The sequence below is a fragment of the Sphingomonas sp. SORGH_AS_0879 genome (assembly GCF_030819175.1).
Classification (GTDB): domain Bacteria; phylum Pseudomonadota; class Alphaproteobacteria; order Sphingomonadales; family Sphingomonadaceae; genus Sphingomonas.
In genome coordinates this window covers 1,987,180-2,008,886 of record NZ_JAUTBJ010000002.1, presented here as the reverse complement: position 1 = coordinate 2,008,886, position 21,707 = coordinate 1,987,180, and the positions used below count along the sequence as shown (strand labels likewise).

21 protein-coding genes are annotated in these 21,707 nt (G+C 67.2%); 9 read left to right on the top strand and 12 right to left on the bottom strand.

All coding sequences use genetic code 11. The features are described from left to right. Nucleotides 1–22: 22 nt before the first annotated feature. The 5 genes from QE379_RS10190 to QE379_RS10170 form a co-directional block, all read right to left on the bottom strand. Nucleotides 23–724: a GntR family transcriptional regulator gene (locus tag QE379_RS10190; RefSeq protein WP_307000133.1), complete on the bottom strand. Its 702-nt coding sequence runs from the start codon at nt 722–724 to the stop codon at nt 23–25. A gap of 8 nt (nt 725–732) precedes the next feature. After that, entirely contained in the window at nt 733–1,647 is a 915-nt protein-coding gene (locus QE379_RS10185; RefSeq protein WP_267432605.1) for a dihydrodipicolinate synthase family protein, read from the bottom strand. Between the two features lie 69 nt (nt 1,648–1,716). Continuing rightward, nucleotides 1,717–3,522: a DUF885 family protein gene (locus QE379_RS10180; RefSeq protein ID WP_307000131.1), complete on the bottom strand. Its 1,806-nt coding sequence runs from the start codon at nt 3,520–3,522 to the stop codon at nt 1,717–1,719. 16 nt (nt 3,523–3,538) lie between these two features. Further along, the gene (locus tag QE379_RS10175) at nt 3,539–4,534 is read right to left on the bottom strand and encodes an Ldh family oxidoreductase (RefSeq protein ID WP_307003165.1); all 996 of its coding nucleotides are present in this window, start codon (nt 4,532–4,534) and stop codon (nt 3,539–3,541) included. An 11-nt stretch (nt 4,535–4,545) separates the two neighbouring features. Continuing rightward, nucleotides 4,546–6,921 carry a glycoside hydrolase family 127 protein gene (locus QE379_RS10170; RefSeq protein WP_307000130.1) on the bottom strand — a complete coding sequence of 792 codons (2,376 nt, stop codon included), beginning with the start codon at nt 6,919–6,921 and terminating at the stop codon, nt 4,546–4,548. A 100-nt stretch (nt 6,922–7,021) separates the two neighbouring features. On the opposite strand from QE379_RS10170, the gene QE379_RS10165 reads away from it, so the two are divergent. Next, complete coding sequence (locus tag QE379_RS10165) at nt 7,022–9,769, top strand: DUF5695 domain-containing protein (RefSeq protein WP_307000127.1); 2,748 nt, start codon at nt 7,022–7,024, stop codon at nt 9,767–9,769. Here the strand turns inward: QE379_RS10165 and QE379_RS10160 are convergent. After that, on the bottom strand, nt 9,715–10,194 hold the full coding sequence (locus QE379_RS10160; RefSeq protein WP_307000125.1) for a (deoxy)nucleoside triphosphate pyrophosphohydrolase: 480 nt from the start codon (nt 10,192–10,194) through the stop codon (nt 9,715–9,717). The genes QE379_RS10165 and QE379_RS10160 overlap by 55 nt on opposite strands. Nucleotides 10,195–10,227: 33 nt before the next feature. Here QE379_RS10160 and QE379_RS10155 point away from each other — a divergent pair, with 33 nt between their 5' ends. Together QE379_RS10155 and QE379_RS10150 are read left to right on the top strand one after the other, a co-directional pair. Further along, nucleotides 10,228–10,419, top strand: a complete 192-nt coding sequence (locus QE379_RS10155; protein ID WP_307000122.1) for a Flp family type IVb pilin — start codon at nt 10,228–10,230, stop codon at nt 10,417–10,419. Between the two features lie 126 nt (nt 10,420–10,545). Then, the gene (locus QE379_RS10150; protein WP_307000120.1) at nt 10,546–10,719 is read left to right on the top strand and encodes a Flp family type IVb pilin; all 174 of its coding nucleotides are present in this window, start codon (nt 10,546–10,548) and stop codon (nt 10,717–10,719) included. Nucleotides 10,720–11,015: 296 nt separating this feature from the next. On the opposite strand, the gene QE379_RS10145 is transcribed toward QE379_RS10150, so the two are convergent. The 4 genes from QE379_RS10145 to QE379_RS10130 are packed head-to-tail and all read right to left on the bottom strand — an operon-like array spanning nt 11,016 to nt 14,824. Further along, entirely contained in the window at nt 11,016–11,966 is a 951-nt protein-coding gene (locus QE379_RS10145) for an acetyl-CoA carboxylase carboxyltransferase subunit alpha (protein ID WP_307000118.1), read from the bottom strand. A gap of 11 nt (nt 11,967–11,977) precedes the next feature. Further along, nucleotides 11,978–12,874: a tyrosine-type recombinase/integrase gene (locus tag QE379_RS10140; RefSeq protein WP_307003164.1), complete on the bottom strand. Its 897-nt coding sequence runs from the start codon at nt 12,872–12,874 to the stop codon at nt 11,978–11,980. Beyond that, nucleotides 12,874–14,715 (bottom strand): hypothetical protein, encoded by a 1,842-nt coding sequence (locus tag QE379_RS10135; protein WP_307000116.1) that lies wholly within the window; start codon nt 14,713–14,715, stop codon nt 12,874–12,876. The genes QE379_RS10140 and QE379_RS10135 overlap by 1 nt, the downstream gene beginning before the upstream one ends. Continuing rightward, nucleotides 14,699–14,824 (bottom strand): hypothetical protein, encoded by a 126-nt coding sequence (locus tag QE379_RS10130; RefSeq protein WP_307000114.1) that lies wholly within the window; start codon nt 14,822–14,824, stop codon nt 14,699–14,701. Before QE379_RS10130 ends, QE379_RS10135 begins: the two co-directional genes overlap by 17 nt. Before the next feature lie 90 nt (nt 14,825–14,914). Between QE379_RS10130 and QE379_RS10125 the strand changes: the two genes are divergently transcribed. The 3 genes from QE379_RS10125 to QE379_RS10115 are packed head-to-tail and all read left to right on the top strand — an operon-like array spanning nt 14,915 to nt 16,694. Then, a complete protein-coding gene (locus QE379_RS10125) occupies nt 14,915–15,457 on the top strand; it encodes a shikimate kinase (RefSeq protein WP_267432595.1) in 543 nt (180 codons plus the stop codon). Continuing rightward, entirely contained in the window at nt 15,454–16,554 is a 1,101-nt protein-coding gene (gene aroB / locus QE379_RS10120; RefSeq protein ID WP_307000112.1) for a 3-dehydroquinate synthase, read from the top strand. The genes QE379_RS10125 and aroB overlap by 4 nt, the downstream gene beginning before the upstream one ends. Further along, on the top strand, nt 16,554–16,694 hold the full coding sequence (locus QE379_RS10115) for a DUF2256 domain-containing protein (protein ID WP_307000110.1): 141 nt from the start codon (nt 16,554–16,556) through the stop codon (nt 16,692–16,694). The genes aroB and QE379_RS10115 overlap by 1 nt, the downstream gene beginning before the upstream one ends. A 254-nt stretch (nt 16,695–16,948) precedes the next feature. On the opposite strand, the gene QE379_RS10110 is transcribed toward QE379_RS10115, so the two are convergent. Together QE379_RS10110 and QE379_RS10105 are read right to left on the bottom strand one after the other, a co-directional pair. Then, the gene (locus QE379_RS10110) at nt 16,949–18,319 is read right to left on the bottom strand and encodes a deoxyribodipyrimidine photo-lyase (RefSeq protein WP_307000108.1); all 1,371 of its coding nucleotides are present in this window, start codon (nt 18,317–18,319) and stop codon (nt 16,949–16,951) included. Beyond that, nucleotides 18,316–19,251: a histone deacetylase gene (locus tag QE379_RS10105; protein ID WP_307000106.1), complete on the bottom strand. Its 936-nt coding sequence runs from the start codon at nt 19,249–19,251 to the stop codon at nt 18,316–18,318. The genes QE379_RS10110 and QE379_RS10105 overlap by 4 nt, the downstream gene beginning before the upstream one ends. A gap of 19 nt (nt 19,252–19,270) precedes the next feature. On the opposite strand from QE379_RS10105, the gene QE379_RS10100 reads away from it, so the two are divergent. From QE379_RS10100 to QE379_RS10090, 3 genes are read left to right on the top strand one after another with little or no spacing between them, the layout of a single operon-like run. Continuing rightward, a complete protein-coding gene (locus tag QE379_RS10100; protein ID WP_307000104.1) occupies nt 19,271–20,245 on the top strand; it encodes an alpha/beta hydrolase in 975 nt (324 codons plus the stop codon). Between the two features lie 2 nt (nt 20,246–20,247). Then, nucleotides 20,248–20,763, top strand: a complete 516-nt coding sequence (locus QE379_RS10095; RefSeq protein WP_307003163.1) for an RNA pyrophosphohydrolase — start codon at nt 20,248–20,250, stop codon at nt 20,761–20,763. 10 nt (nt 20,764–20,773) lie between these two features. Beyond that, the gene (locus QE379_RS10090; RefSeq protein WP_307000102.1) at nt 20,774–21,685 is read left to right on the top strand and encodes a YdiY family protein; all 912 of its coding nucleotides are present in this window, start codon (nt 20,774–20,776) and stop codon (nt 21,683–21,685) included. Nucleotides 21,686–21,707 lie beyond the last annotated feature (22 nt).

The window sequence follows — 21,707 nt, the reverse complement described above, 5'->3', positions numbered from 1 at the left end:
ATGTCCCATGGGCTTATGATTGTCAGACGACGGGTGCGAACCCGCCTTTCAAGTCGATCAGCGTGGACCGGATATGGGCATCAAGCAATCCCTGAAGCCGTTCCGCATCGCGCGCCATGAAGGCGTCAAGTTGTTCGCGATGTTCAAGATGTGCCCGCGCATCGCGCCCTGCGGGTTGCAGATGGGCGACGACGTAACGCTCGGCCAGGACCGCGAGCTGGCGCACGAGCTGGATGGTCAGGGGCCGCCGCACCGGGCGGACCATGGCCATGTGGAACTGGCGGTTGCAGATGGCGACGCGCGCGAGGTCGCTGGTCGCGGCCTGGTCCAACGCCTCGAAGGCTGCGACCAGCTTGGCGCGATCCTCGTCATCGGCGATCAGTGAGGCTTGCGCCGCCGCCATCGGCTCGATCTTCAGGCGAAGGCCGTAGATATCCTCGGCCTGCTCGACGGACAGCGCGCCGATCATATAGCCGCGATTGGCGACACCGTGGAGCAGCCCTTCCTGCTCCAGCCGGGCCATCGCCTCGCGCAGCGGAATCTTGCTGACCCCCAGTTCGGCGGCCAGCGCGTCCTGACGGATCGGACGGTCCGGCGGGATCGCCCCCGCGATGATCCGTTCCCGGACGATGGCGAAGATACGGTCCGCCAGCGTCTGGACGACGATGACGCCCTCGCCCCGATGACGCCCGTCATCGAGCGCATTGTCCAGGGGCGAGGGCATCGTCGCCATCAGGCGGCCTTGGCCTGGCCCAGCGTCGGACGGGTCGCGGCGGCCTTTTCGACCATCGCGATCACCTCGGCGCGGCGCTCGCCTTCCAGCACGTAGCGCGGCGGCAGCACGCGCTCCGAACCGCGCCCCATGACCTGCTCGGCCAGCTTGATCGACTGGACCAGATCATGCTCGGCATCGAGGTGGAGGAGCGGCATGAACCAGCGATAGATTTCCATCGCCTTGGCATGATCGCCGCGATCGAACGCCGCGACCAGTTCGACCGACTCCTTCGGAAAGGCGTTGGTCAGGCCCGAGACCCAACCCTGAGCGCCGAGGTACAGCCCCTCCAGCGCCACATCGTCCAACCCGGCGAACAGGGTGTAGCGATCGCCGAACGCGTTGCGGAAATCGGTGAAGCGGCGCGTGTCGGGGGCCGATTCCTTGACCGCGACGATGTTCTTCACATCGACCAGCGCTTCCAGCACCGTCTGGTCGATGACCGTGCGATAGGCGGGCGGGTTGTTATAGAGCATGATCGGCAGGCCGGTCTGGTCCGCCACGCCCTTGAAGTGGTTCACCAGCTCATGCGCCTTGGGCACATAGACCATCGGCGGCAGCAGCATCAGGCCGTCGGCACCGGCCTTTTCGGCGGCCTGCGCGTAACGGACCGCGCGGCGGGTGTCGTACTCGGACACGCCGGTGATGACCGGCACGCGGCCCGCCACCGCCTCGACGATCCCGGTCAGCACCATGACCTTCTCATCATAGTCGAGCGAGTTGTTCTCGCCGACCGTGCCCAGCGCGATCACGCCGGTCACGCCGTCGCGGATCAGGTCGTCGACGACGCGCTGCGTATCGGCGAGGTCGATCGACAGATCTTCCCGGATTTGGGTCGTCACTGCGGGGAATACGCCGCGCCAGCCGATGCTCACAATCTGTCTTCCTGCTATTGTTTTAGATATCGTATACTGTTTAGCGCGGCGCTTGCCTCAGGTCAATCGTCATTCCTCATCGGGATAAGGCCCCTTGCCGCCCTCTGCGATGAAGCGGTCGTTCCGCTGGTCGATCACGCCGAGCGGCACATATCCCAGTTGCAGCATCGCATCGTGCCAGGCGCGAATATTGAACTTCGCCCCCAAGGCCTTTTCCGACTTGGCCCGCGCCCGCTGAAAGGCGAGCTGCCCCATATAATAGGACAGCGCCTGTCCCGGCCAGGCGATATAGCGATCGACCTCGGTTTCGATCTCATGATCCGACAGCGCGGTATTGTCGTGGAGATAGGCCTGCGCCTTTTCCCGGCTCCAGCCCATGGCGTGGATGCCGGTATCGACGACCAGCCGCGCGGCGCGCCACGCCTGATAGGACAGCATGCCGAACCGGTCATAGGGCGTCTTGTAGAAACCCATATCCTCGCCCAACGCCTCGCAATAGAGCGCCCAGCCCTCGCCATAGGCTGACAGATAGCTGTCGCGGCGGAAGGCGGGCAGGTCCTTGTTCTCGGCGGCGAGCGGCATCTGGAACGCATGACCCGGCGCGCTTTCGTGCAGGGTCAGCGCGGGCAGCGCATAGAGCGAGCGCGACGGCAGGTCATAGGTGTTGACCAGATAGATGCCCGTCCCGCCACGCCCGGCGGTGTAGAAGGGCGCGAGGTCGGCGGGCACCGGCTTGATCGCGAATCGGCTGCGCGGCAGGCGTCCGAACCAGTCCGACGCGATCCCGTCGAAACTCTTGGCGAGCCAGGCCGCCCGGTCGAGCAGGTCCTGCGGCGTCTTGGCGTAGAATTGCGGGTCGGTCCGCAGGAAGGTCAGGAAGGCGGGGAAGTCACCCTTGAACTTCACTTCCTTCATTACGCCGTCCATCCGCGCGCGGATGCGCTGCATCTCCGACAGGCCGATGGCGTGGACCTGTTCGGGCGTCATGTCGGCGGTCACATATTCACGAATCTTGGACCGGTAATAGGCCTTGCCATCGGGCAGGTCATAGGCCGCCGTGCTGACCTGCGCGCGCGGCATATAGTCGTTGCGCAGGAAGGTCAGCAGCCGCTGATGCGCGGGCAGCACATCGTCGCGGATCGCCGCCTTCGCCTCGGCCCTCAGCGCCGCCGCCGTCGCGGGGGCCATATTGGCGGGCATCGTCTTGAACGGTTCGTAGAAGGGCTGGCCCTCGCCCGCTCCCGCATCGATCACCTGCGCAACGCCGATGTCCCGCCCCTTCAATGTGACGCGCGGCACGGTGAAGCCCCGGTCGAGCCCGGCGCGCATATTCGCGATCTGCTGATCGAAATAGCGCGGCATCTGGTGCAGCATGGCGATATAGTCGCGATACTGGCTTTCCTTGGTGAAGCTGCCCCGCGCCCAGCTCGCCAGATTGCCCCAGAAGCTGGTGTCGGCGTTCAACGGCTTTTCATATTCGCGGAACCGCTGGGCGGCGAGCAGCGCGTCGATCTGACCGCGATAGACCATGTAATCGGTGCGGATATCGGGCGAGAGGCCGGCGGGATCGATCGCCTCCAGCGCCTTGGCCGTCGCCTCCCACCGCGCCAGCCGCGCGGCCTGGGCGGCGGGGCCGACATCGGGGAGCTTGCGCGAACCGGCGCTGCCGCTGTCATCATCGGCGGCGCTCTGGCTGATCCGCCATTTATACTCCGCCTCCGCCAGCGTGCGGAAGCGGGCGTCCGCCGCCGTCTCTCCCGCCTTCGCCACCGTCTTGCCCGACCGCGCCGGAGCCGCGACCTTCGCATCGGCGATCCCGACCGGCAGGATCGCCAGCGCCACACCGGTCAGCAGCATCATGGTCCGGTTCGTCATGCTCGATTTCCCTTTTTCAACCGTTCAGCGCCCTCACGTCGCGGTGCAGGTCGGGGGAAATCTCCACCCCCTCGACCAGTGACACCGCCCGCGCGGCATAGCGGCGCGCCGAGGGCAGACGCGCCCCCTGCTCCGTGATCGCCCCGAACATCGCCTCCGCCCGCGCCTGATGCTCCGGCAGAAGATCGCCCAGAAAGCCCTTGGGATCGATGGCGATGATCAGCTCGCCACCCAAGGGCGAACCGCCCCGACCCGCGTCCCATTCGATCGACTCGCGGCTGGTCATGTCGCCGATCAGCGGCCCGGCGAGCAGCTCGACCATCGCCGCCAGCGCCGATCCCTTATGCCCGCCAAAGGTCCGCATCGCGCCCGACAGGATCGCAGCCGGATCGGTCGTCGCATGGCCGTCCGCATCCACGCCCCAGTCGTCGGGAACCGACTTGCCCGCGCGCCGGTGAAGCTCGATCTCACCCCGCGCGACCATGCTCGTCGCGAAGTCGAAGACGAAGGGCGGGCCATCGGGGCGTGGCCAGCCAAAGGCGATCGGGTTGGTGCCGAACACCGGCTCCGCCCCGCCCGACGGCGCGACCCAGGCATGGCTGGGGGTGAAGGCCAAGGCGACCAACCCCGCCTCGGCCAGTTCCTCAACCTCGGGCCAGAGCGCGGCGAAATGGACGACATTGTTGAGCGCCAGCGCCGCGATACCATTCGCCTTGGCCTTTTCGACCAGCATCGACTTGCCGGTCTGGAAGGCGAGTTGCGCGAAGCCGCCGCCGCCATCGACCCGCACCAGCGCACGCGCCGGTTCGGACAGGACCGGTTCGGCATCGGGCACGACGACGCCCTTGTCGATGCTGGAAACCGCGACCAGCAGGCGGTAGATCCCGTGCGAGGCGCAACCGTCCCGCTCGCCCGCCACCATCGTCTCCGCCACCGCCTCGGCATGAGCGGGGGCAAGCCCCGCGCCCAGCAGCTTGGCACGGGCGAGCGTCCGCAATTCGTCCAGCGTCATGCGGATACCGGTCACGCGGTCGTCGCCTTCTTCGCGGTGAACAGGCGCATGCCGAAGATCGGTCCGGCAGTGCTGCGGTCGTGCGGCACCACGCGGATGCGGACGTTCTTCTTCCCCTTGGTCAGGGCTTCGGCCAGCGGATAGTCGACGTTGAAGAACTTGCCCGGCTTGTCATTCTCCAGATGCTGGGTCGCGATCTTCACATTGTCGACCAATATGTCGAAGTCGCGCGCGCGCTCCTCGCCCCAATAGGTCGCCTGTAGGATCAGCGGGCCTGGCCGCACCGCCATGGTGAACTCGAAATAGCCGCCCGAGCGGGCATCGCGCCCCTGCTTGCCGAGATAGGAGACCGGATAGGAAATATCCGAGGTCAGCCCATGGTCACGCTCGGGCTGCATCTCGCCCAGATACATGACGTCGACCGAGCGGGCCGCGACATCGCGCGCCGCCGCCTGTTCGGCGAGGTAATTGGCCTCCTCCGCCTTCCAGCCGCTTTCTGTGAAGCGTTTGAAATAGACGGCGCTGCGTCGGTCATACTGGCTGTAGAAGGGAACGAAGGTCAGCCCCCTAGGGCGGAACGCATCGCCCACCGCATAGCGCGGCTTGGCCGCATCGGCGGCGGTGAAGGACGCCAGCGGATTGGCCCCGACCATCGCCGGGTCGGGCGCATCCCACGGCGTTTCCGAAGGGCTGAGGTCGGCGGCCATCACCATCGGCCCACGCACCACCGCGACGACCGTATCATCGCCCGGCGTGGTCTCCAGCCGCAATTCGAGCGGCAGGCGGATTTCCACCTTGTCCCCCGCCTTCCAACGGCGATCGACCACGGCATAGCCGCGCTCCATCACCGGCGTGACCGGCTGGCCGTTGACCGAAATCTCCGCCTGTCCGTTCGTCCAGCCCGGCACGCGCAGCGCCAGCGGGAAACGCCCCGGCCGCGCCAGATGGGTGAAGGTCACGACGCTGCTCCCCTCCATCGGATAGGCGGTGTCGAGCGTCACCAGCGCCCCCCGCTTTTCCCAACGCGCTTCCGAGGGGATGTAGAGATTGACGAACAGCGTCTCTCCGCCCTGCCAGAAGATGGACTCGCCATGCTTGGCATGCGCCTCCATCCCCGAGCCGACACAGCACCAGAAGGCATCGTCGGCGGTCGAGGAGAAGCTGCGCGCCGCCCCCGACATCAGCGGCGTCATATAGGTGAAGCCGCCATTCTCCGGATGTTGCGCCGCCATGACATGGTTCAGATGCGCGCGTTCATAATAGTCGAACAGCCGCCCATCCGGCTTCCACCCGTACAGATGCCGGGTCAGCTTCATCATGTTATAGGTGTTGCAATGCTCGCACGTCTGGTCGGTGATGTGGCGCGCAATCGTGTCGGGAGCGGAGAAATATTCCCGGTCGGCGTTCCCGCCGATGACATAGCTGTGATGCCCGGTCACCCTTTCCCAGAAGAAGCTGGCGCCCTTGGCCGGTTCGGCCTTGCCGGTGATCTCATGGATACGCGCCAGCCCGATCAGCTTGGGCACCTGCGTATTGGCGTGGAAATTGGCGAGCTTGTCCTCCCCCGCCACCAGCGGGTCGAGCACTTTGCGGTCATAGATGCGCTCGGCCAGCACCAGCCACTGGCGGTCGTTCGTCCGCTGATAGAGTTCGGCGAAACTCTCGTTCAGCCCGCCATATTCGCAACCCAGCACCTCTTGCAGCCGGGCATCGTCCAGCGCGGCGAAGACCCGCGCGAAATAGCCGCCCAGCTTGACCGCGACGTCCAGCGCCTGGGCGTTGCCCCAGCCGCCATGAATGTCGAGCAGCCCCGCGAACAGCTTGTGCACCGTGTAGAGCGGTGACCAGCTTCCGTTCAGGTCGAAGCCGCCCGACTTGATTTTGCCTGCCATGATCTCGGGGAAGATTTCCTCGCCATCGACGACCTTGCCGTCGGGCCGCTTGCGCCCCAGCGCGCCGACATAGCCATTGCCGCGCTTGTCCTGCGCCTCGGCCAGTTCGGTCACGATGTAATCGGCGCGGCGGCGCATCTCGGGATCGCCCGTCTGCTGCCAGGTCAGCACCAGCGCCGACATGTAATGGCCCAGCGTATGGCCCGCGATCGTGTCGCTTTCCCACCCGCCATAGATGGGCGCCTTGGCCTCCAGCCCCGCATAGACGCGGAAATTGTGGAGCAGCCGGTCGGGGCTCAGGCGATAGAGATAGCGGCGGTTGGTCTCCACCGCGGTCGCATAGACCGAGGGGCGCAGCCGTACCGCCGTCAGCGGCAGAGGCTCCGCCTTGGACGGCAATATCGAGGCGCCCGCCGCCACCGCACGGGGTGCCGCACCCAGTAATGCGGCCGTCGCCGCTCCCCGCATCCAATCGCGTCTATTTGTCCGCAGCATCTTGCTCTCCAGCCTATACTGTATACCATATCGGGCGATGACATGGGGGTCAATCGTGACGAATAGCGGCGCGGCGAACCCCGATAGGGAGAGAATTTCGATGCGTCACAAGATCTTGCGGATCCTGCCGGTCACGTTGGCGACCCTGTCGATGGCGGCGGCCTGGCAGGGCGCGGGGTCGGCGGAAACGCCCAAGCGCCGCGCGGTTCCGACGCGTTCCGCCACATCCACCTTACGTGTCGGCGCGTTCCGCCTGCGGCTCGACCCGGCCAGCCAGACGGCGCGCAGCCTGTCGCCCATCGGCACGCCGGGCTTCGATTTCCTCCCGGTCGGCCGGTCGAAGGAGCGGGCGGGCAATGGCTATAATCACTTGGGCGATATCCATCTGCGGCTCCGCACCCGCGCGGGACCGTGGCAGGATTATTCCTCCTCTCGCGACCGCAAGCCGGTGCGGCCTCTCCCGGCGCGCGGCAAGGTGCTGGCGGCGGCGGACATCACCGCGACGATGGGCACCGGCCTGCCGCTGCGCATCACCCGCGAATGGGTGAATGAAGGGGGCGTGCCCGCCCTGCGCTTCATCCTGACCAACGCATCGCGCGATCCGGTGGAGGTCGGCGGACTGGGTATGCCGATGGTGTTCGACAACATCATCTCCGATCGCACGCTGGAACAGGCCCATGCCCAGGCGAGCTTCGCCGATCCCTATATCGGGCAGGATGCGGGCTATGTTCAGGTCACTCGCCTGAACGGCGCGGGCCCCGCGCTGCTGGTCCTGCCCGAGCGGAACACTCCGCTAGAGGCCTATGTCCCCGTCCCGACGATGCGGGAGACAGGCGGCAAGGCGGTGATCGTGGAGGCGAGCCCGCGTGCGCAGACCTCGGAAGGATTTTACGACTGGACGGTCGCCAGCGCGGCCTATGCCCGGACCGACTGGGCCAAGGCGGGGCAACCCTGGAACGAGGCGACCAGCTTCCGCCTGGCGCCGGGCGAGAGCCGCCAGATCGGCCTGCGCTTCGCCGCCTCGCCCAGCATTCGCGGGATAGAGCAAACGCTGACGGCGCAGGCGCGCCCGGTGGTGGTCGGCGTGCCCGGCTATGTCGTACCGACCGACCTCGACGCCACGCTGTTCGTCCGCGCAGCCTCCGCCATCACCAACATCGCCAGCTATCCGGCGGGTGCGTTGGAGGTGACGCGCCAGACCGGCAAGCCCGGCTGGACCAGGCTGTCGGTGCGCGGACGGCGATGGGGCCGCGCGCGCCTGACCCTCAACTATGCCGATGGCAGCGTCCAGACGGTGCAGTATTTCGTCACCAAGCCGCTCGAGCGGACCATGGCCGATCTGGGCCGCTTCTCGACCACGCGACAGTGGTTCGAGGGCAAGGGCGACCCCTTTGGCCGCTCCCCCGCCATCCTGACCTATGACCGCGAGGCGAACCGGATCGTCACCGACGATCCCCGCGTCTGGATTTCGGGAATGAGCGACGAGGGCGGCGCGGGAAGCTGGGTCGCGGCGGTGATGAAGCAGCTCGACAATCCCGATGCCGCCGAGATCGCGCGGATCGAGCAGCTGGTCGACAAGACGGTGGTCGGCCGCCTCCAGGTCGCCGACGGCCCCCATGCGGGCGGGGTGAAGAAGAGCCTGTTCTATTACGACCCCGCCGCCTTCCCCGATCGCTATCAGCCCGCCAAGGACTGGCAGAGCTGGACCTCATGGAAGAAGGATCAGGCCGACGATCTGGGTCGCGCCTATAACTACCCCCATGTCGCGGCGGGGCATTGGGTGCTGTACCGCATCGCCCGCAACCATCCCGGCATGACCAAGGTGCATGGCTGGGACTGGTATCTCGACCATGCCTATCAAACCATCGTCGCGATGATGCGCGACGCGCCGCATTATGCGCAGTTCGGGTTGATGGAGGGCGATGTCTTCGTCGACATCCTGACCGACCTGAAACGCGAAGGCTGGACGACCAAGGCGGACGGGGTCGAGCGGCTGATGAAGGGGCGCGCGGACCATTGGCGCACCCTGAAATATCCGTTCGGTAGCGAGATGGCCTGGGACTCGACCGGCCAGGCGGAAGTCTATGCCTGGATGCGCTATTTCGGATACGGACCGCAGGCGGACGTCACGCGCGAGGTGATACTGGGCTATGACCCGTCGATCCCGCATTGGGGCTATAACGGCAATGCGCGCCGCTATTGGGACTTTCTCTACGGCGGCAAATATCCCCGGCTGGAGCGGCAGATCCATCATTACGGATCGACGCTGAACGCCATTCCGCTGTTCGATTCCTTCCGCCGCGATCCGCGCGACACGCATTTGCTGCGCGTCGCCTATGGCGGGCTGCTCGGCGGGATTACCAATATCGATCAGCAGGGCGCCTCTTCGGCGGCCTTCCATAGCTGGCCCGACCGGATGGAGTGGGACCCGTATAGCGGCGACTACGGCATGGGCTTTTTCGGCCATGCCTATGCGGCGGCGACCTATCTGGTCGACGACCCCGCGCTCGGCTGGCTGAGCTATGGCGGCAATCTGTCGCAGAGCGGCGGTACGATCCATGTCGAGCCACGCGACGGAGCGCGCAGCCGCTTCTTCGTCGCGCCCGCCGGACTCTGGCTGACGCTGGAAGCGGGCAAGATCGCGGCGGTCGATTATGATCCGGCGACGCGGACGGTTCGCCTGACCCTGGACCCCGCCGATCCCGCGACACCGACAGCGCGGCTGTTCGTCGAGACGACGACGCCCGGTGGCCGGACCTATCGCCCCGATCGCGGCATGATGGAGCGCGGCGGTTACAGCGTTCCGCTGTCCACGTCGCCGACGCAACTGGTGCTGTCGGCAAGGTAGGCGCTAAGCTGGCGGACCAGCGGTACATCGGCGGGCGGCATGGGCCATGCGTCCATCGCCGCCGGCTCGCACCAGATCAGGCCGTCCGCCTCCAGCGCGACCGGCGTGTCCGACCAGCGTCGTATGACATAGAGAAGCAGCAGGAGATGGCGACCGGGCAGCGGCTCGGTCGCGAACCCGGCGGGCTCCAAGGCGACGGGCTCGACCGTGATCGCCAGTTCCTCGTGAAGTTCGCGGATCAGCGCCGCCTCCGGACTTTCCCCCGACTCGATCTTGCCCCCCGGAAACTCCCACAGCCCGGCCAAACTCTTTCCCGCCGGACGCTGTTGCAGCAGGACCCGTCCTGCTTCATCGACCAGGGCCGCGGCCACGACGGGAAACAGAGGCGTGGCCGCGATCGGCTCCGCTTCGGCTCTATCGACCATTTCTTAACTCTTCCCCCTTATGCCGGTGACACCATGAAAGCGTTCACGATCCTCCGCACCATGCGACGTGTTTGCGCCGATACGCGCGGCGCGACCGCTGTGGAATATGGCCTCATCATCGCCAGCATCATGCTGGTCCTGATCGTGGGCCTGTCTCAACTGGGGATAAGCCTGCAAGGCGTCATGCAGACGCTGACCGATCACCTCCAGAACGCCACCGGTTAGATTTCATGACGAAGGCTGCAAACTTAAGCCTTCGTCAACCACTTAGCGCTTAAATGGCCCGAAGCTGATCCGGCTCTCCGGCTCAGCCGGGTGATCGACAAAGCACTAGAGACAACGGAGACCGGAATGAAGACGATCCGCAAGATGTTGAAGAACAACAAGGGTGCGACGGCCATCGAATATGGCCTGATCGCAGCCCTGATCGCCGTCGCCGCCATCGGCGCCATGAAGGGTCTCGGTACCCAGCTGAACACCTCGTTCAACAACATCAGCGGCAAGCTGGCGAATCCGACGGGCTGATCCGGTGGGCTGACCGCATGGCTTGACGTCGTCGCCATCGGTTCAGCCCGGGTCCGCCACATTGCGGAAATTCCCTTCGGTCGGATTGCGCCTTTACGGACAGCACGCAATCCGGCCGAAGTGTTTTTTAAGACAGAGCAACGGGTCGAGATATCCCCCGCCCGACCGATCGCGGTGATGCGATCGTCACCAGCGACCGAAGTTTTGTCTGGGGCCTGTCGAAATGTTCGCGCGTTACGGCGCCGCCCCGGCAAGGTCCGGGATGACGCGCGCGGCGTCATCCGTCCCCGATCCGCTTAAAGACGACCCATCGCCAGGAACTTCGCGGCCCGACCGCGCTTCAGCTCATCGCGACCGACGCCGCCCAGATCACCCAGCGCCTTCTGGATCGCATCGCCGAGATTGGTGATCGCGCCCGCCGGGTCGCGATGGGCGCCGCCCACCGGCTCGGGCACGATGGTGTCGATGACGCCGAAGCTCTTCAGATCCTGCGCCGTGACGCGCATCGCCTCGGCCGCTTCCGCCGCCTTGTCCGCCGTGCGCCACAGGATCGAGGCGCAGCCCTCCGGCGAGATCACCGAATAGACGGCGTGCTCGAACATCAGCACCCGGTTGCCCGCCGCCAGCGCCACCGCACCGCCCGAGCCACCCTCGCCGACGATCGCCGAGACGACCGGCACGCCCGCCGCCAGACAGGCTTCGGTCGAACGCGCAATGGCCTCCGCCTGGCCACGCTCTTCGGCCTGGATGCCGGGGAACGCACCGGACGTGTCGACCAGCGTCACGATGGGCAGGCCGAATCGGTCGGCCAGCTCGACCAGGCGGATCGCCTTGCGATAGCCCTCGGGCTTGCCCATGCCGAAATTGTGACGGAGGCGGCTGGCGGTATCCTCGCCCTTTTCATGGCCCAGCACCATCACGCGCTGGCCGCGGAACTGGGCGAAACCGCCCATGATCGCCTGATCGTCGCCGAACGCGCGGTCCCCTGCCAGCGGCACGAATTCGTCGAACAGCCCGGCGACATAATGCTTGAAGTGCGGGCGCTGCGGGTGGCGCGCTACCTGAGTCTTCTGCCAGGGGGTCAGCCTGGCGAAAGTGTCGCGCAGCAGCTTGTCCGACTTGGCCTGAAGCTTGGCGATCTCCGCGCCGATATCGACCGTCCCTTCGGCGGTCGTGTCGCGCAGTTCGTCGATCCGGCTCTGAAGCTCGGCGATCGGTTTCTCGAAATCGAGGAAGGTCGTTGACATGGGCCTAGCGCCTAAGGGCGCTTGTTCCGAAAATCAACGAGCGGGTGGCGTGCGTTGACCAGTTCGACCAATCGCGCCGCCTCGACATGGGTGTAGATTTCGGTGGTGGCGATATCGGCATGGCCCAGCATCGCCTGTACCGCGCGCAAATCCGCCCCCCCGCCCAGCAGATGCGTGGCAAAGGCGTGGCGCAGCACGTGCGGGCTGACCCGGTCGGGCGGAATCCCGGCCTCCACCGCCAGCGCCTTGACCAATTGATAGAGGCGGATGCGGGTCAGATGCTTCTTGCCGCCGGGAAACAGCCATGGCGTGTCGGCGGGTACATGGTTCCGCCACGCGGCGACCGCCGCGCGCGCGCGGTCGGAGATCGGCACCATCCGCTCCGCCCCGCCCTTGCCCTTCAGGATCAGGAAAGGCCGGTCGGGATGGACCGCGTTGCGCGGCAGCGCGACCAGTTCGCTCGCGCGCAGTCCCGACCCGTAAAGCAGTTCGATCAGCGCCCCGAGTCGCAGATCATTGGGCAAGGGATGCGGCATGGAGGTCCGCTCGGCAATGGCGGCGAACAGCCGGTCGATATCGGCATGGCTCAGCACCTTGGGCAGCCTCCGGCGCTGGCCGGGGCGCGGCAAGGCGGTCGAGGGATCGTCCTGGCGCAGCCCCTCCTCATGCAGAAAGGCATAGAAGCGGCGCAGCGCCGCCGCCTTGCGCGCGACGGTCGCATTGGCGAGCCGCGCCCAGCCATCGGCCAGCGCCTGAAGCGCGCCTTCGTCCGCATCGGCCAGCCCGCCCATCGCCTCGCCCGCCAGCCGCAGGTCCGAGCGATAGGCGGCCAGCGTGTTGCCCGCCGCGCCCGCCTCCGCCGCCATCATTTCCAGAAACCGGTCGAGGAGCGCGGCGTCGCGAGACATCATGCCCGCGCGATCGCCTCCGCCGCGATCATCCGCGCATCGGTGTCGAGCCCGACCGAGCGCAGCGCCTGGACGATCCGGTACAGCGCCTGGGGCGGCACCCCACGCCAGTCGTTGGTCTGCATCCCGATCGCACAGAGCAGCACGACCATGCCGGTCTGCTCATCGGCCACCGCCTGGTCGAGCGCCTGGGTCCAGGCGTTGCGCTGCCCGATCCGCACGTCCAGCGCCTCGGCACCGCGTTCGGTATCGCCCTGCGACAAGCGGCCCAGCCCCGCCATGCCGGCGAAGAACAGGCGCTGCTTCAGCGCGTCGCCATTGCCGCCATAGGCCGTGACCTGGCTATAGCCGACCTGCCCCTGCCGGTCCGGGTCGCTGAGTTCGATCATCGCCCAGGCGTCGCTGCCCTGCTTGACGGCACCGCGCCAGCGAGCCGCGCTCCGGTCCAGCCCGGCGGACAGCATCGAGGCGACCAGCCGGTCCGAATCGCCGTCGGACGACACCACGGGCAGCCGCGCCACCGCGCGCGCCGTCAGGATCAACCGGCCATAGGGCGTGCGATCGCCATCGCCCCAGAGCGAACGGATTGCGGACAGCCGCTGCCCCTCGTCATTGGCGGCATAGGCGTTGCGCAGGTCATTGCCGATCGCGCCCGACGCCCGGCTGGCCTGGTCGTCGTCCGCCAGCGCCGAATAGAAATCGACCAACGCGGCGTTGGACAGCACGCCCATGCTTGCCGCCTGATCGATCACGCTCGCCCGGTCGCTGGCGGCAACGGCGGGCGAGGTCGCCAGCCAGCCGCGCACCTGCGGGCCCGCATAGGACAGATATTCGGGCGGCACGCCCAGCCCGGTCGCGGTCGCGAGGCCGAAGCGCCAGACCGTCAGGCGATCCGCGCCGGTCCAGTCGAGCGACACCGCCCGACGCCCCCCAGCGCTCGACCCCATCAGCTTTTCGGCGAGCTTCAGGTCGAAATCGTCCGCGATACGCTGACGCCGGACCTGCCGCACGATGGCGCTGCCCCGCGCCGCCTCGCCCGACAGCGCCGCGCACATGCCCTGCGCCACCCGGTAGCCGCCCAGCCCGGTGGCGGCGGCGCCGCCATCGGCGAGCGGGCAGAGCCCCGCCGGATCGCTCGACGCGAGCAGCGCGTTCATCCCGACCTGATAGAGTTTGGGGGTGTAGTTGCCCACATCGACCGACTGGACGACCGCGCGCGCCACCTGCGCCTCGCCCATGCGGAGCAACAGCCATGCGCGCTCGGCGGCGAAGTCCGCGCCGTTGACGCCACGCGGCGTGATCATCTGCGCGGCCAGCGTCCGGCGCAGCAGGATCGAGGTCCAGCGCGACGGCAGCGGGGCCGACAAACGCCGCATCAATGCCTCGGCGACCCGTCCGTCCGCGCCCGCGAACACCCGCTGGTCCAATGCGCCCTCGCGCGGACCGGCAGGACCGACCAGCGCCAGCGACCGCCGTGCCGAGGCGGGGAGTTCATACTCCGCCAGCGTATGCGGATCGATCGTCGCGCTGGGCGACGGGGTCGGCGTGGGCGTCGGGGTGGATAGCGATTCGATCAGCGCGCCGACCGGATCGGCCGGGGTCCGCGCGGGCGTCGGTACGGCCACCGGCGTCGGCGCGGTTCCCGGCGCCACGCGCGGGGTCGCCGTGCCGCGCGGCGTCGGCCGGGGACTGGGCGGCGCGCTCGGCTGGCCGAAGCCCGGGGGAAGCAGCGATTCGGGCCGATCCTGCGCCGCCGCCAGTGCGGCGGCCCCGACCATCAGAAACGCGACGGCGCGGGGCAGATGGCGGAAAACGGCCTTCCGCTTATTGCAGGTTGCCAAGCGAGACCGCCTTCTCGACCTGAGTCGTCGGCCGTTCGGTCGCCCGGCCCGAGAGCAGGAACAGCCCCCCGACGATCACGACGAGGAGGACGATGAGCGAAACGACCATACGGGACATGAAACGCTAAACCTTATAATGGACCCGTGAAAGCCCGGCCGGTGTTGCCGGGCGCGCGCCCGCTGTATAGCGCAGAGTGCAATGTTGCAAAGCCACAACCCTGTAGATGCAAGCTGGAACGGGTCGCCCATCGTATTGGTGGGGCTGATGGGCGTGGGCAAGTCGACCGTGGGCCGCCGCCTAGCGAATCGGTTGCGCCTGCCCTTCGTCGATGCCGACACCGCGATCGAGGAAGCCGCGGGCATGAGCGTGTCCGAAATCTTCGCCCAGTTCGGCGAACCTTATTTCCGTGACGGCGAACGGCGGGTCATCGCCCGGCTGGTCGATGGTCGGCCCAAAGTGATCGCGACCGGCGGCGGCGCGTTCATCAACGACGAGACGCGCGCGCTGATCCTGGAACAGGCGACCGCCATCTGGCTGAACGCCACGCCCGAGGTGCTAGCCGAGCGGGTCAGGCGGCGCGACACCCGCCCGCTCCTTCGCGGCAAGGACCCGCTGAAGGTGCTTCGCGAATTGTCGGCGGTCCGCAACCCGATCTATGCCCTCGCCCCCATCCACGTCACCAGCAAGCGCGGGCCCCACGAGGCCACCGTCAACGCCATATTGAAAGCCATCGGACGATGAAGACCGTCACCGTGTCGCTCGGCGACCGCAGCTATCCCATCCATATCGAGGCCGGGCTGCTGCCCCGCGCCGCCGAATGGCTGGCCCCGCTGGCGCGCGGGCGGCGCATGGCGATCGTGACGGACGAGAATGTCCGCCCCCACCTCGAAGCGTTGCAGGCGTCGCTGACCGCCGCGGGGGTGGAGAGCGAGGCGATCATCCTGCCCCCCGGCGAGAAGACCAAGAGCTGGACGATCCTGGAACATGTCTGCGACCGGTTGCTGGAACGCGGGGTGGAGCGGTCGGATCATGTCGTCGCGCTGGGCGGCGGGGTGATCGGCGATCTGGTCGGCTTCGCCTGTTCGATCGTCAAGCGCGGATGCCGCTTCGTCCAGATCCCGACGACGCTGCTGGCCCAGGTAGACTCGTCGGTGGGCGGCAAGACCGCGATCAACACCTCGGCGGGCAAGAACCTGATCGGCGCGTTCCACCAGCCCGCCATGGTACTGATCGACCCGCAAGTCCTCGACACGCTGCCCGCGCGCCAGGTGCGCGCCGGTTATGCGGAGGTCGTCAAATACGGCCTGATCGACGATTTCGCCTTTTTCGAATGGTGCGAGGCGAACGCGCCCGCGCTGTTGGCGGGCGATGCGGACGCGCGGGTCCATGCCATCGCGCATTCGGTCGCGGCCAAGGCGCGGATCGTGGCGGCGGACGAGCATGAGACGAACGGCATCCGCGCGCTCCTGAACCTTGGCCACACCTTCGGCCATGCGCTGGAGGCGGAGGCTGGTTTTTCCGATCGGCTGCTGCATGGCGAGGGCGTCGCGGCGGGCTGTGCGCTCGCCTTTCGCTATTCGGTCCGCAAGGGAATTTGCGAGCGGCAGGATGCGGAGCGGGTCGCGGCGCATCTGCGCGCCATCGGCCTGCCCGACGGCCTCGCCGCCGCCGGGATCGATGCGCCGTCGGCGACGTTGGTCGAGCATATGAAGCACGACAAGAAGATGGCGGCGGGCACCCTGCCCTTCCTTCTCGCACGCGGAATCGGGCGGACCTATCTCGACAAGACGGTCGATCTGGCCGACGTCACCGCCTTCCTGGACGGCGAACCCCGCTGATGCCCAATGGGGTCGCCAAGCGGAATTTGCCGGGCAAGACGTGCCCGGCCTGTGGGCGCCCCTTCACCTGGCGCAAGAAATGGGCGCGGGATTGGGAACAGGTGGTCTATTGTTCGGATGCGTGTCGGCGGAAGCGGTAAGGATTTGCCTTGGCCGTTTGTGTTTCGGGTAGGCCGGATCTCATCCCATGGCCTTCGACTTCGCTCAGGCTGAACGGGGGTTGGGGCAAGTCATCCACCCCAGTTTGCGCTGAGCGAAGTCGAAGCGCACGCGCTCCGCTCCGCCGAGTATCCCGGTCATCGCTCGGCCTTCGACGACACTCATGCCGAATGGAAATTGGGGTCACGCCACCCACCCCGTTCGCGCTGAGCGAAGTCGAAGCGCACGCCCCGGCCTATCCCCGCGCCGCCTTCCCCGCTGCCAGCGCCCGCTCGCGGCCTTCGCGATGGCCGATGATCTTGGCGGGATAGCCCTTGGGCCGACACCCCGCCACATCCGGATCGTGGATCGCGGCATCGGGCAGGTTCCTTAATTCCGGCACCCATTCGCGGATATAGTCGCCCGCGTCGAACTTCTCCGACTGGGTGAGCGGGGCCATGATGCGGCCGAACATATTCGCGTCGATCCCCGTCCCCGCGACCCATTGCCAGTTGACCGAATTATTCCCGTAGTCCGCATCGACCAGACAGTCCCAGAACCAGCGCTCGCCCTCACGCCAGTCGATCAACAGATGCTTGATGAGGAACGAGGCGGCGATCATCCGCACCCGGTTGTGCATCCAGCCGGTCGTCCAGAGCTGCCGCATCCCCGCATCGACGATGGGATAACCGGTGCGTCCCGTTTGCCAGGCCTTCAGATCGGCATCCGCCTCCTTCCCCTTGCGCCAGGGCAGGCGATCGAACGCCTCGCGCCCATTGCGATCGGCATAGTCGGGCAGCGCCATCACCACGCCATCAGTGAAGTCGCGCCACGCGAGTTCCTTACGGAACGTCTCGGTATCGGCGTGCCGGTCGAGCGCGTACCAGACGGCGCGGGGCGACACCTCGCCGAAATGCAGGTGCGGCGACAGGCGCGAGCTTCCCTCCTCCGACGGCATGTTGCGCGCCGTGTCATAGGCGGTCGCCTTGGCGACGAAATCCGCGATCCGCTCGCGCCCGGCCGCCTCGCCCGGCGTCCAGTCCGCATCGAAGCCGGTCGACCAATCGGGCTTGGTGGGCAGCAGCGCCCAGTCGGCCAGCGTCTCGCTCTTCGGCCAATGCGCAGGCGCGGTCAGCGCCTCGGGCGGGTCGAGCGGGTGTTCGGGCGGCAGATGGCCCTGCAATCCCTTCCAGAAGGCGGAGTAGATGCGGAACGGCTTGCCGCCGCCGGTCGTGACCAGTTCGGGACGGGCGAGATGATTGCCGTCTTGCAGGCATAGCGCCTCGCCCAGTTCCTCTTCCGCCGCGCGCCACCAGGGTTCGTAATGGCGGATGGCGTGGATCGCCTCCGCCCCGCTTTCCTTCATCAGAGCCTGGAGCGTCTTCACCGCCGGCCCGCGCCGCAGGATCAGGCGACTGCCCAGCGCTTCCAGATCCTTGGCGAGCGCGGTCAGGCTATGGTGCAGCCACCAACGCTGCGCCGCGCCCATCCGCCAGTCTCCGGGCGTGTCGTCATCGAGGATATAGACCGGAACGACCGGCCCCGCCGCCGCCGCCGCCAGCAGCGCGGGTTGATCGTGAAGGCGGAGATCCTGGCGAAACCACAGGATATGGGGGGCAGCATTCATCCCAGCGCTACGCTTCGCTTGTCCCCCGGTTCCCTGACGCCCAATCGTTTGCCGAGCGTCAGTATGGCGGTCACGTGTCGCTCCGCGATCGCCATCACATCGTCGCCATAACCGCCGCCCACCGTGCTCGCGAGCGGCAACCCCCGCGCCAGCGCCAGGTCGGCGATCAGATTTTCGCGCGCCACCAGCCCTTCGCGGGTCAGCGACAATCGCCCCAGCCGATCCTCGACAAAAGGATCGACTCCCGCCTGATACAGAATGATGTCGGGCCGGTGCTCGTCCAGAAAGGGGCGGAGCGTGGCGTCCAGCGCCGCCAGATAGCCGTCATCGTCCACCCCGTCGGACAGTCCGACATCCAGCGTAGAGCGGGCCTTGCGCGCCGGGAAGTTCTTCTCGGCATGGATGGAGTAGGTGACGATATCGCTCCGCCCGGCGGTCAGCGCGGCGGTGCCGTCGCCCTGATGCACGTCGCAATCGACGATCGCGACCCGGGCCACCGTCCCCTCCTCGACCAGCCGGTTCGCCGCGATCGCAAGGTCGTTGAAGATGCAATAGCCCGCCCCCGTATTGGCCAGCGCATGATGGCTACCCCCGGCTGTATTGGCGGCGAAGCCGTGCCGCAGCGCCAGCATCGCGGCGGTCCAGCTTCCCCCCGGCACCGCCCGCGCGCGGTACGCCACCTGCTCGGTGATCGGAAAGCCGATGCGCCGCGTCTTCTCCGGCGGCACGCGCGCCTCCAGCACTTCGGCGACATAATCGGGGTCGTGCACCGCCTCGATCCATTCGGATGGCATCAGCGCGGGTTCGGTCCAGGCCACCGCATCCCCCTCCTGCCGCAACAGATCGCGGATCGCGCCATTCTTGCCCCAGCGATAGGTGGAGCGGGCCGGAGCTTCGGTCACATAGGCCGGGTGATGGACGACATGGATCATGCGCCCTAGTTAGGGTGCCATGACCCGCGATAGGAGGGCCCCGGCCCCGCTACCCGAGTTGCGCGCCGATGTCGCCCGCTTTCTCGGCTATTACAACCGACTGCCCGGCCCGCCCCAGCAGGATCTGGGCCCGGAGGCCGCGCGGGCGATGATGCGCGCGGCCCGCGACCTGACCGACCCGCCGATCGGGCCGCTGGGCACAGACCGCCGCTTCATCATCGAGGGGCCGGACGGTGCGATGCCCGCACGGCTGTTCGATCCGCGTGAGGATCGGGCGGCGGGGCCGGTCGTGCTGTTCCTGCATGGCGGCGGTTTCGTGCTGGGTGACGTGGATACCCATGCGCCGCTCGCCGCCGAGATCGCGCGGACGCTCGACCTGCCGGTCGTCTCGCTCGACTATCGGCTGGCCCCCGAGCATGTCTGGCCCGCCGCACCGGACGACTGCGAGGCGGCGGCGCGCTGGCTGGCGGAACAGCCCGGCACCACGGGGCTGGTCCTGATGGGCGACAGCGCGGGCGGAACGCTGGCGACGGTGACCGCGATGACCTTGCGCGACCGCCCCGCCGCGGTGCCGGTGCTGGCACAGGGGCTGCTCTATCCCGCCAGCGATATGGGCCGTGCGCATCCGTCGTTGCGCGACTTCGCGGACGGCCATTTCCTGACCCGCGCGATGCTCGACTGGTTCGTCGCCTGCTATGCCGCCGACCTTCAGCATGTGCGCGCGGCACCGATGCGCGGCGATCTGTCCGCCATGCCGCCCGCTGTCATCGTCACCGCCGAGTGCGACCCGATCCGCGACCAGGGCCGCGCCTATGCCGCCGCGCTCGTCCGCGCCGGGGTGGCTGTCAGTTTCCGCGAGGCTCGGGGCACGATCCACGGCTTCGCCACGCTGCGCAAGGCGATCCCCTCGGGCGTGGCTGACCTGACCGGATTCCTGCTTGCGTTGCGCGCGCTGATCGCCGAGGCGGTGGCGGCACGCCCTATGGGACAATGATGATGACCGATCTCCCCTATCGCCCCTGCGCGGGCGTCATCCTGATGAACCGCGACGGCCGCGTCTTCGTGGGACAGCGGATCGATTCCACGCTGGAGGCCTGGCAGCTTCCGCAAGGGGGGATCGATCCGGGCGAGGACGCCGATGCCGCCGGCTTGCGCGAGCTGTTCGAGGAGACCGGCGTCACCGCAGACAAGGTCGAGTTGATCGCCCGCGCCCCCCGCGAACTGACCTACGACCTGCCCGAAGACATGATCGGCAAGGTGTGGAAGGGCAAATGGCGCGGCCAGCGGCAAATCTGGTTCCTCTACCGCTTCCTGGGCGAGGACGGCGATATCCGCATCGACACCGAGCATCCCGAATTCCGCGCCTGGCGCTGGAGCGAGCCCGAGACGCTGCCCGCGATGATCGTACCGTTCAAGAAGGCGCTGTACGAGGAACTGCTGGTCGTCTTCGCGGAGCATTTCGCCGCACCGCATGGGGATGCCGCCATTCCCGCCGGGTCGCGAAAGGCATAAGGCGCGCATCATGACGAAGCGGCTGCTGCTGATCCCCATGGCGCTGGGCCTGCTGGCCAATGCCGAGCCGAACGACCCCGACCCCGCGCTGATCCCGCCGCAGATCCGCGCGATGCTGGAGGCCGCGATCGCCAGCGGCAACGAGAACGACATCACCACCGTCGTCCGCTATGCCCGCAATGCCGTTCCCGAAGCGGCCGACGCGATCGACGCGATGGCCGATGTCTGGCGCGACGAAAAGACCGCGAGCCGCAGCCGGACGATCCGCGAGGCGACCTTCTTCGACCTGTGGCATGGCCGGGTCGAGCTGGGCGGTTTCGCGACGACGGGCAACAGCCAGAATATCGGCCTGACCGGCATCGTCGACCTGACCCGCGAAGGGCTGCAATGGCGGCACAAGCTGCACTTTCAGGGCGATTATCAGGAAAGCTTCAAGGTCGTCAGCCGCGAACATTATGTCGCGTCCTACGAGCCCAATTTCAAACTGGACGCCAACAACTACGTCTATGGCGCCGCGCAATATGAGAGCGACCGGTTCCTTGGCTATTTCAACCGCTTATCGGCCTCGGCGGGTGCGGGTTACAGCGCGATCCGCAAGCCCAACATGACGCTGGACGTCGAATTGGGCCCCGCATTCCGCCACACCGAATTCACCGACGCCCGGATCGAAAGCGCGCTGGCGGCACGCGGCAACCTGAACTTCACCTGGAAGCTGACGCCCGCCATCTCGTTCAACCAGACGGCGTCCGCCTATCTCCAGAAGTTCAACAGCACGGTCGGCACCAATTCGTCGCTCAACGCCAAGGTGTTCGGGCCGCTGTCGGCGCAATTCTCCTACAACGTCCAATATGAAAGCGAGCCACCGCTCGGTCGCCAGACCACCGACACGATCACCCGCGCCTCGGTCGTGTACAGCTTCTGATCGCCACGAAGACAGGGGGGTT